Annotated in this window: 10 protein-coding genes; 1 reads left to right on the plus strand and 9 read right to left on the minus strand. The window is 43.7% G+C overall.

Annotated features, from left to right (window positions below):
• The 5 genes from R7E00_RS22095 to R7E00_RS22115 all read right to left on the minus strand — a co-directional run.
• The coding region (locus R7E00_RS22095; protein ID WP_318124472.1) for an AbgT family transporter at window positions 1-1,186 on the minus strand (1,186 nt) is incomplete at its 3' end.
• 288 nt (window positions 1,187-1,474) lie between these two features.
• On the minus strand, window positions 1,475-1,885 hold the full coding sequence (locus tag R7E00_RS22100) for a prepilin-type N-terminal cleavage/methylation domain-containing protein (protein ID WP_005381606.1): 411 nt from the start codon (window positions 1,883-1,885) through the stop codon (window positions 1,475-1,477).
• On the minus strand, window positions 1,875-3,170 hold the full coding sequence (locus tag R7E00_RS22105) for a hypothetical protein (protein ID WP_213880545.1): 1,296 nt from the start codon (window positions 3,168-3,170) through the stop codon (window positions 1,875-1,877). Before R7E00_RS22105 ends, R7E00_RS22100 begins: the two co-directional genes overlap by 11 nt.
• Window positions 3,170-3,796, minus strand: a complete 627-nt coding sequence (locus R7E00_RS22110; protein WP_033905826.1) for a PilW family protein — start codon at window positions 3,794-3,796, stop codon at window positions 3,170-3,172. Before R7E00_RS22110 ends, R7E00_RS22105 begins: the two co-directional genes overlap by 1 nt.
• A gap of 8 nt (window positions 3,797-3,804) precedes the next feature.
• Window positions 3,805-4,320, minus strand: coding sequence for a GspH/FimT family pseudopilin (locus R7E00_RS22115; protein WP_033905824.1), 516 nt, complete (start codon window positions 4,318-4,320; stop codon window positions 3,805-3,807).
• Window positions 4,321-4,423: 103 nt separating this feature from the next.
• Between R7E00_RS22115 and R7E00_RS22120 the strand changes: the two genes are divergently transcribed.
• A complete protein-coding gene (locus R7E00_RS22120; RefSeq protein ID WP_053302986.1) occupies window positions 4,424-4,855 on the plus strand; it encodes a type IV pilin protein in 432 nt (143 codons plus the stop codon).
• Window positions 4,856-4,924: 69 nt separating this feature from the next.
• On the opposite strand, the gene dnaJ is transcribed toward R7E00_RS22120, so the two are convergent.
• From dnaJ to grpE, 4 genes are all read right to left on the minus strand, one after another.
• Entirely contained in the window at window positions 4,925-6,073 is a 1,149-nt protein-coding gene (gene dnaJ, locus R7E00_RS22125; RefSeq protein ID WP_005381620.1) for a molecular chaperone DnaJ, read from the minus strand.
• Window positions 6,074-6,277: 204 nt separating this feature from the next.
• The gene (gene dnaK / locus R7E00_RS22130; RefSeq protein ID WP_005381623.1) at window positions 6,278-8,191 is read right to left on the minus strand and encodes a molecular chaperone DnaK; all 1,914 of its coding nucleotides are present in this window, start codon (window positions 8,189-8,191) and stop codon (window positions 6,278-6,280) included.
• Between the two features lie 347 nt (window positions 8,192-8,538).
• Window positions 8,539-9,813 carry a dicarboxylate/amino acid:cation symporter gene (locus tag R7E00_RS22135; RefSeq protein ID WP_053302985.1) on the minus strand — a complete coding sequence of 425 codons (1,275 nt, stop codon included), beginning with the start codon at window positions 9,811-9,813 and terminating at the stop codon, window positions 8,539-8,541.
• Between the two features lie 417 nt (window positions 9,814-10,230).
• Window positions 10,231-10,827 (minus strand): nucleotide exchange factor GrpE, encoded by a 597-nt coding sequence (gene grpE, locus R7E00_RS22140; RefSeq protein WP_021034134.1) that lies wholly within the window; start codon window positions 10,825-10,827, stop codon window positions 10,231-10,233.
• Between the last annotated feature and the right edge of the window lie 202 nt (window positions 10,828-11,029).

The raw sequence follows: 11,029 nt of genomic DNA on the forward strand, positions 1-11,029 counted from the left end.
CTTCACCTGGTAGGTTCATCGCTTTTAAGCCTTCTGCGCCATACAACGCTAGCATCGTACCGATGTTTGACTGAGCAAATGCAGATAGGAACTGAGCACAGAAGAATGACATAACAATGTATGCGCCCATGGTTGACATAGTATCAGCCATCGCTTTGATAATGTCGTTGCTGGTCTTGAACGTTCCAGACACTTTACCGTAAACGTAACCAGGAATGATAAACAGAATAAAGATCAACGGCACGATAGACTTCATTATCGGTGCTGAGAAGGCAGTAATTTCACCTTCAGGCGAGCGAAGTGCTGATGTTTCTGGAATTAACGCTGCAACAAGTAAAGCAATACCCGCCATCATTGCCCAACCTGCATAACGGAATGCTTTTGATTCCAGTTCAGTAAATGAACCTAGGTTTGGCGCGGTTTCCGCATCATCATCAATTGGCATTTTTGATAAACGAGGCTCGATGATTTTCTCTGTCACGTACCAACCAATCCCCACAATAATGATAGAGGATAGGCCAGTGAAGAAGATGTTCGCTAATGGGTTAACCACATATTCAGGATCAAGAACCTGCGCCGCAGTTTGCGTAAAGCCAGCCAATAGCGGATCGATACCTGAAGGGATAAAGTTTGCAGAGAAGCCACCAGATACACCTGCAAATGCTGCCGCAATACCTGCTAAAGGGTGACGACCTGCCGCATGGAAGATAATACCGCCCAGAGGAATAACCAGAACATAGCCTGCATCTGCCGCAGTATGCGATACAATGGCAACCAAAATAAGCATTGGAGTAAGAAGCTTAGCTGGCGTGAAGTTCAGCATCTTCTTAAGACCCGTCGTAATAAAGCCCGAAGAATCTGCAACACCCACACCTAGCATTGCGACAAGTACGATACCCAGTGGCGCAAAGCCAGTAAACGTCGTCACCATGTTAGCAAGGAAACTTGCTAGCGCTTCGCCCGTAAGTAAGTTGGTGATACTAAGAGCTTCGCCCGTTCGAGGGTTTGGAAGATCGAATGATACATTCGACAAAAGTGCTGACGCCGCCCAAGTAATGATCAATGCCCAGAAGAACAAAATCGCAGGATCAGGAATTTTGTTACCTGTCCTCTCGATAAAGTTTAAAAAGCGCTCCATCCCGCTCGGCTTCGATGATGGTGCCTTATTTACAGCTTGGTTACTCATGGTAACTCCATAGTGAATGATGTTGGTGCCAAGGCCTATTTGAATAATTATAACGACCTACTATCCAACGAGTATTCTAGTAAACACTAATGGAGAAAGCACAAGGTTCTAGATTTTTTTTCATAATTGGAGACATATTTTGCAAAAACACCACTTCAATTAAACATAATAAAAACAGTAGCACATCAACTCAATTAACAGTTCAAAAACTATTTATTAACCGTGACAAATCCGGTATTAAACAGGAATTACACCCGCATTTGTCCCAGCCCATGTATGCAATTGAACTTAGTTTTCGAATTCACTGTATTGTGAGATCATCGTTTTAAGCTGAACTGATCGCGTCTCGCCGATTCTATCCTTCCAGCTAGAGGTAATGGTGATAGTTTTCAGTGTTCCTGAAACCGTGGCAGCTGGAACTTCCCACTCGACGACATAAGATCCAGTAACAGAAGAGCCTGTTGCAATAGAAGCAAAATTTGCAGGTGTGATGGTAGACATCGCCGCAGAAGCACCACGCGTCCGGAACCATTCGAGCTGGTTTTCTGCTAGACGAAGTGCTTCAATACTTTTTATGGCATATTCGGATTCGCGTTCTAAATACACGTTTAGCTTAGTTAAACCTAGTGCCCCAACACCGATAAGTAGAAAAGAAATTAGAACTTCAAGAAGGTTAAAACCTTTTTGTTTAGAGATCATTCCAGGAGCCTTTTTTCCAGCGGAAATTAATAATCGGATCAACGACCTCATCGATGTTATCTCGGTTGTAAGCAAAATTTAGAGAGTTAACAAAATAAGCACTGTAACCTGGACTATCTAAGACTTGTCCCCCCGAAAAACTAAATGAGCCACGCTGCAGGTAAACGACTTTATCTGGAGCAAGCGTGGGAAAGTTAGCCGCATCCCCAAAATGATCTTTGGCCTCGAACAAGTTCCAATGTGTATCTAAATCTGTAAGTGAATTAGTCGTAAGTTGATAGAGCATACCAGGGAATGTCATTGAACCATGTACAGCAAAAATACCATCTTGAACCACAAGTAATATTGGAGCTTCTCCAGTAGCGGCAAAAGCTTCATTAAGATAATCAATGCCTCCTTTGATTAGTATCCCATCAGAATCATTCTCATACTCTCCAGAGCTATTCTTTTTAGAGGAAGTAAACTCACAGGACCCCGTAACCCAAATATGAGTTTTCCCTGCTGAAATTTGCTCCCCAACTTTCTTTCCACAATCAGTAACGACTTGGTTAGTTGAGTCGTCGTAATCAATCGTAGTAAACCCCCAGCCTGATTTCACCGAGTTCCAGTCACTGCGTTGCTCTCTAAAAATGTCGTAAAATGGCTCTAGGTCTGCATCTTGAATAAAGTCCTCTCCGTAATCTGAGTCAGAAGAGGTCACACTCATATGTTCCGATTTACAATCTATATTGTTGTGAACAAAATCAGCATAAGGGGCAGAACCATGTATAACCCCTTGGTTTGTCGCTCCAGCACGTGAGTGAAATGCATTCTTATAGCGAATAGCAACACACTCCCACCCACTTCCTACAAATTCGCCAGGATCTGGTGTTGAAAATGCGGAGCTACCATTAACGTATAAATCTGTACTACTTTTTAGTGCTCCGGACGCTCTTCCTCTTGAAAGGACAAGTTGTTTTTCAACGGTCCGGCTGGAGTTTGGAGCTGGTTTGCTTAACAGCTTGTTGTCGGGTTCCAATGCTAATTGATGTAAACCTAAAGGTGTTTCACATCGGCTTGAAATTAGTGAAGTTGCAGAAGAAATATCACCGGTACTTTGAACTAAAGAATAGAAACACTCCAATCCCCCTTCTGCAAGCCAATGTTCTTGTCGTGCTTCAATTTGATTGTTGGCACGCTTGATCTGATAAAAAAGAGACTTGTAGCTACCAAGCGACATCATTAATGCCGCAACTAGCAATACACCCACAACTAATAACGCAGCTGCACCTTGTTGTTTCTTCATTACTGCCAGTTCCTTTGCATCGCAGTAAACGACTGCTGCGTGCGAATATCTGTCACGTCTTTCAATTCGGTTCCCAATGTAATGGTCACCAGTGCACTTTTTGCATCAGTGCTTTCTAGCAAATCACTAGTCAGGTCAAATCGATTAACGTGAATAACTTTTTTATCAAAGAGAGTGTTACATGAGCCTGTGCCTGCAAGGTTGACCACGTCATTAACATCCCATATCGTTATTTGCTTTTTTTCACACACAAATAGCGACTCTGGCGTATTAACTCGTTGCTCATAAGCCACGTTTTTATATAAAGGAGCAGAGCCAGAAACACCTATGTAATAGGCGTAAGCAATTAGCCCTCTATCAACATCATCAAGAGTGTAAATTGTGTTCGCTGAGCCCGATATTTTTATAGAATGACCATTGTTACCGTCAAAACCAGCACGCTGAATGTCGCTCTTGAGCATCTGCACGACACTTTCAGAATTCTGTAACAACATTAACTCTTTCGAACGCTCCATTATCACTCGTTGACCACTCACATAGATTGACCCCACTGTCGCAAGAGAAATAAGCCCAAGCACAGATGCGATCATAAACTCAATAAGGCTCGCCCCTTTTTGTTTAAACATAGCCATCCTTAAGAGCAAGTTGAATAACCGTAATATTCTGTGCCGCTGTTATCACTACATACTCTTACGCGGGCTGATAAAGTATGAGAAATGAGTTTTAAGGCTTTTGATGATTCACCAACAGGATGAAACTTCAAGTTTCCTGATGATGGTCGACCATGGACATCGTCGAAGCTGATTTGATCGGAAGCATAGCTCGGGGTAACGACAATACCGTAATACGGCTTACCGGATAAAGAGAACAACACAGTCCCAGCTCCCTCAGCTCCGTTATCTGTCAAATCAATACGCCAGTTTCCGTCACTGGATGAGCTCCCAGACATGATGATGTGTGCCCAAAGTCTTTCACGCCGTAATACTGCTTCAGACTTGCCTTCAATAACAAAGCCATGCAATTCATTAGCTAAGCGCTGCATTTTGTTGGTTTCAAAGACATTCTTGAAAGATGGTGCAGCTGTAGCCAATAAAGCACTCAGTACAGCAACAGTAATAAGAAGCTCCAACAACGTAAACCCGCGAGGCATTTCCCAAATTCCTATGTAAACGGCAAAAGGGCCGTAATTCATCTTGCACAGATGCTATCACCTGCCAAAAATAGGCGGAAAAGTGAAAAGGAAACTACTCGTGATGATTCGAATTTCTCGTTGTAACGGCTACAAAAAAGGATTGAGAGGGATGACATTGATCGAATTACTGATAGCTGTCGTGATTGTCGGGATCATTGCTGCGATCGCCTACCCTTCTTACACTAATCATGTAATCAAGTCTCATAGGACGGTTGCCTTGAGCGATCTTAGTCGAATTCAGCTAGAGCTAGAGACATCTTATGATGGTGGGTACGACTGGAGTCATATTCTCTCTGGAGGAACATGCACTCTATGTGACTCAGACAAAAATAGATTTTCTTTCGATATTGCTAGCTCTGCAAGTACGGCCTATACCATTACAGCAACAGCAAAATCACCTCTTGGACAAGACGACGACGAGTGCTTGACTGGTTCTAAAACGATTACTTTAACGTCAACAAATGTCGAAGAACCAAGTGATTGCTGGAACTAGCAAGAACACCGAGATGCAAAAAGGCCTGCATTTTAGCAGGCCTTTGTATTTGTGCTTTTCACTAACGTCTTAGCTGGTTAAATCATCAAAGAACTTTTTCACACCGTTGAAAAAGCCTTCTGATTTAGGCTTGTGCTTTGTCGCCGCTTCACCACCACAAGACTCTTCAAACTCTTTGAGCAGTTCTTTTTGGCGTGAGCTTAGGTTTACTGGTGTTTCAACAACCAACTTCACAATAAGATCACCAACACCGCCACCGCGAACGCCTTTCACACCTTTACCACGCATGCGGAACATACGACCTGTTTGCGTTTCTGAAGGTACTTTTAGGCTTACGCGACCATCTAGAGTTGGCACTTCAACTTCACCACCTAGAGCCGCCATCGCAAAGCTTACTGGCACTTCACAGTATAGGTTGTTGCCATCACGCTCGAAGATATGGTGCTCTTTCACGTGCACTTGTACATACAAGTCGCCAGCAGGCGCCCCCATTTCTCCCGCTTCACCTTCGCCAGATAGACGAATACGGTCGCCAGTATCAACACCTGCTGGGATCTTAACGTTAAGTGTTTTTGTTTTCTGCTTACGACCTTGACCATGACACTCATTACAAGGGTCTTTAATGATTTTACCTTTACCGTGACAGGTAGGACAGGTTTGTTGCACTGCGAAGAAGCCTTGTCGCATCTGTACTTGACCATGACCATGACAGGTACCACATGTTTCAGCAGATGAACCTTTCTTCGCGCCACTACCATCACAGGTATCACAGTGTACTAGTGTCGGTACTTCGATCTCTTTCGTTACACCACGAACTGCTTCTTCTAGCGTTAATTCCATGTTGTAACGTAGGTCAGCACCTCGCTGGGCACGGTGGCCACCACCGCCACGACGACCACCACCAAAGATGTCACCGAATACATCGCCAAAGATGTCGCCGAAATCAGCACCGCCGCCGCCAAAGCCGCCGCCACCGAAACCACCGCCGCCTTGTTCAAAAGCAGCATGACCGTATTGGTCGTACGCCGCTTTCTTTTGAGGGTCGGTCAGAACTTCGTACGCTTCTTTTACTTCTTTAAACTTGTCCGCCGCAGAATCATCACCCTGGTTTCGGTCTGGGTGGAATTTCATCGCTAGACGCTTATACGCCTTTTTGATATCGCGCTCTGAGGCATCACGGCTTACGCCTAATACTTCGTAAAAATCACGTTTTGACATGTTCTTCGTCACCAGTTAATTACTACAAACGGCATCGATTCACCGCTTGGTGTTTGTATCGTTCTAGGTAAGTGCACTTGTCTGCAACATACTTAACTAGAAAGACAGCGTTTACAAACAGACGGGCGTAAGAGTTGCCCCAAACGCCCGCACACGAAGTCTTATCGACCCCAGATGGCTATGCAGCCATCTGGTTAAGAAATATTATTTCTTGTCGTCTTTAACTTCTTCGAACTCAGCATCTACAACGTCGTCTTCTTTAGACTGTGCACCTGCGTCAGCACCTTGTGCTTGCTGCGCTTGAGCTTGTTGTTGAGCGATTTCCATCAGCTTTTGAGAAGCAGTCATTAGTGCTTGAACTTTAGCATCGATAGCTTCTTTGTCTTCACCTTTACGTGCTGTTTCTAGCTCAGAAATTGCTGCTTCAATCTTCTCTTTCTCTTCTGCAGGTAGCGCTTCACCAGCTTCTTCTACTTGCTTACGAGTACCGTGAATCATTTGGTCAGCTTGGTTACGTGCAGTCGCTAGCTCTTCGAACTTCTTGTCCGCTTCTTTGTTAGCTTCTGCTTCTTGAACCATTTTCTCGATGTCTTCATCGCTTAGACCGCCAGAAGCTTGGATAGTGATCTTCTGCTCTTTACCAGTCTGCTTGTCTTTCGCAGACACGTGTAGGATACCATCCGCATCAAGGTCAAAAGTAACCTCGATTTGTGGCATACCACGTGGTGCAGGCTGGATGCCTTCTAGGTTAAATTGGCCTAGAGACTTGTTGTACATCGCTTGCTTACGCTCACCTTGTAGAACGTGGATAGTTACCGCGCTCTGGTTGTCTTCCGCTGTAGAGAAAACTTGGTTCGCTTTAGTTGGGATAGTTGTGTTCTTCTCAACTAACTTAGTCATCACGCCACCCATTGTCTCGATACCTAGAGACAGTGGAGTTACGTCTAGTAGTAGTACGTCTTTAACGTCACCAGCAAGTACACCACCTTGAACTGCAGCACCCATTGCTACTGCTTCGTCAGGGTTTACGTCACGGCGCGCTTCTTTACCAAAGAACTCAGCAACTTTCGCTTGAACCATTGGCATACGAGTCTGACCACCAACTAGGATTACGTCAGTGATGTCGTTTACTGATAGGTCAGCGTCAGCTAGAGCTACTTTTAATGGCTCAAGAGAGCGTTGTACTAGGTCTTCAACTAGAGATTCTAGTTTTGCACGAGTCACTTTAATGTTCATGTGCTTAGGACCAGTTGCATCTGCAGTAACGTAAGGTAGGTTTACGTCTGTTTGAGAAGTAGAAGAAAGCTCGATTTTCGCTTTCTCTGCTGCTTCTTTAACACGCTGCATTGCTAGTGGGTCGTTCTTAAGGTTGATGCCTTGCTCTTTGTTGAACTCATCAACCAAGTAGTTGATTAGACGGTTATCAAAGTCTTCACCACCTAGGTGAGTATCACCGTTAGTTGCTAGAACTTCGAATGTTTTCTCGCCTTCAACTTCATCAATTTCGATGATTGAAATATCGAATGTACCACCACCAAGGTCGTATACCGCGATAGTGCGATCGCCGCCCTTCTTATCAAGACCGTAAGCTAGCGCAGCTGCTGTTGGTTCGTTGATGATACGTTTAACTTCTAGACCTGCGATACGGCCAGCATCTTTTGTCGCTTGACGCTGAGCATCGTTAAAGTAAGCAGGTACTGTGATAACTGCGCCAGTTACTTCCTCACCAAGGAAGTCTTCAGCAGTTTTCTTCATTTTCTTAAGAACTTCAGCAGAAACCTGAGGAGCTGCCATTTTTTGGCCTTTCGCTTCTACCCAAGCATCACCGTTGTCAGCCTTAACGATTTTGTAAGGCATGATTTCGATGTCACGCTGAACTTCTTCGTCTTCAAAACGACGACCGATTAGACGCTTAATTGCAAATAGCGTGTTTTCTGGGTTAGTTACTGCTTGACGTTTCGCTGGTTGACCTACTAGCGTCTCACCGTCAGTGTAAGCAATAACCGATGCAGTAGTACGTTCGCCCTCTGCGTTTTCAATTACACGTGGTTTGTCGCCGTCTAATACAGCAACACATGAGTTAGTAGTACCTAAGTCAATACCAATGATTTTACCCATCTGGCTATCTCCGAATAAATTCTATTTTCGTTTGGTTATAACCCCAATGTGGGGGGAGGAGAATCGGGTTTCAACCCTTGCTCACAAACAAAAATAATCAATGTTTGCTTCTCTATGCCACATAGATAAGGGCGGCAAAATGCTTTTCAAGGGCAGAATTAAAAAAAAGCGTCTTTTTTCGAAATTTATGTGTTTCTTTCTGATTAGTTGGGAACTCGTCACACTGCTGTAGCGCAACAAAACGTCATTTCCCAGATAAATTTATTTATGCCCGACTCTTCCTAAATAAAAAACGAGCTCATAAGAGCTCGCTTCAATATTAGGGTTAAAATAAATTATTCAAGGTATTAGGCGTTCGCTTGAGCAGGCTCAGCATCAACACCTTCTTCTTTACCTATCTCACCTTCTGTTTTTGCAACAATGGTGTTCACTGCCGTATCGCCGACAACGTTAGATGATGTACAGAACATATCATTGATACGGTCGACCGCTGCAATGATTGCTAAACCTTCAGGTGGTAAACCCAGCTGGTGAAGCAAAACGCCTACCATTACCACGCCGCCACCAGGAACGCCGCCAGCACCAATAGATAACAGAAGAATAGTTAAGCCAAGTGTGAAGATGTCTGCGGTGTTAATAGGCTGGCCAAAAGCGTTCGCAACAAACATCGTTGCTAGAGCAATATAGATAGACACACCAGACATATTCATCGTTGCGCCCAGTGGTACACCGAAGCCAGCAACCGATTTAGAGACCTGAAGCTTTTCTGTCAGTGTGCGCATCGTTACCGGGATAGTCGCGTTTGAGCTCGCGGTAGATAGAGAGAAAAGAATCTGCTCACGAGTTGCACGTAGGAAAGTCTTTGGAGAAGTTCCTGTCGCAATACTCACTGCCATTGGGTAGAAGAAGAAGATCCAGAACACCAACATCGCAACCACCAAAGCCACGTAACCGGCAACGGACATTAATGTATTGGCGTTTAGCGTTGCACCTAGTTGAATCATTAGTGCGAACACACCATATGGTGCAAGACTCATCACTAATCCAACCAATTTCATCATGATTTCATTTGCCATTTTGAATGTGCGAATAGCTGGGCCACCACGAGAATCCAAAGCTTGAATTGCAAGCCCCGTCAAAATTGCCATAAAGATGATTTGCAGCATGTCGCCGCTAGCAAACGCTTGCACAGGGTTGCTAGGAACAATGTTAACAACTAAAGAGAAAATGTCCGGCGTATCTGTCGTTGTCAACTGTACAGCCTCAGATACCGTTCCTGCTAGATTAGCGCCCGCTCCTGGCTGGAAGATCAAGCCGACAGTCAAAGCCGCCGTAATCGCAATGATGGTGTTAAGAATGTAAAGGGTAAAAGTTTTTCCACCAAGACGACCAAATGCACTGATGTCTTTCAAGTCAACAATGCCGCATACGATTGAAACGTAAACTAAAGGAACAACAAGCAATTTGATCAGTGAGACGAACATGCCGCCAACACCTTCTGCTGCTCCAAGTAGGTATGTATCAAAAATCGCAATACCGCTAAATAAGTACTGAATTGCAGTCCCCAGCACAAGGCCGGCAAACAAGCCTATAAAAATCTTACTAGAAAGCGATTTATCCATTATAAATCTCCGATATGTTGTGTTTACTATTTACATTTTTGTAGTTATATATGCTTACTTTTAAAGCATTAGTCGCAAATCATACACACCGAAGTTACAAAATAAAGTGATAATTTACATTTTTGTTAACGAAATTGTTTTGGAAAAAATGACTATATTTACATTCCTATGCAGAACAAACATTCACACAGCGAATGATTACAACCACTTATAGCCCTTTCCGTTAATAAACACGCAGCGAGATGAGAGAAAATCTCCTATAGGAAAATAATTAACCAATAGGAAAAAATATGAAGGGGATCAAATTTTCATTTATCGATATACAACGAAGTTCGATGCAGTCATTTATGTTTAAAACAAAAAAGCGCCCATCAAAAATGATGGGCGCTTTTATATTTAAAAAACAGGTAGTTAAAGTTACTTAGCAACCATTACCATTGCCGGACGAATCACACGGCCGTTTAGTTCGTAACCTTTTTGCATAACAAACATAACAGTGTTTGATTCATGATCAGGGCTCTCCTGAATCGACATCGCTTGATGGAACTCTGGATTGAATGCTTCACCTTCAGGGTTGATTGCTTTCAAGCCAAATTTCGCGACAACGTCTACAAACGTTTTATGTGTTAGTTCAACGCCTTCTAGGAACGGCTTCACAGTTTCATTCTCTGTATCTGCCGCTTGAATTGCACGCTCTAGGTTATCAATAACAGGAAGCAGCTCTTCTGCAAACTTGTTCAACGCAAACTTACGTGCTTTATCGATCTCTTGCTCAGTGCGACGACGCATGTTTTCTACTTCAGCTTTAGAACGCAACACCGCATCTTGTTGCTCTTTTACTTTTGCCTCGCTAGACAATAGTGCCGCTTCTAGTTGAGCAATCTTAGCGTCTGTCTCATCACCAAGCTCTTCAAGCTCAGCTTCAACTTCTTGCGCTTCAGCTTCTACTTTTTCAGCCTCTTCGATGATTTGATCAAGCTCTTCTTCTGTAACTTTGTTTTCTTCGTTGCTCATGATATCTCCAGAATTCAACATAATGCCCTTAAAGCCATGCGCGTTTTTGCGGGCTTTAACCACATAAAAATTCGCATATTTAGGTGACTTGCCATTATTATGGGGATGAAGATTCCTGATTCAAGCCTCTTTAATGCGGAAATGCTATGAAAAATCCATGTAACGTGATCGCGATTATCGGAAAACCAAGAGATCAACAAGC

The organism is Vibrio sp. Vb1755 (assembly GCF_033338635.1).
Lineage (GTDB): Bacteria > Pseudomonadota > Gammaproteobacteria > Enterobacterales > Vibrionaceae > Vibrio > Vibrio alginolyticus.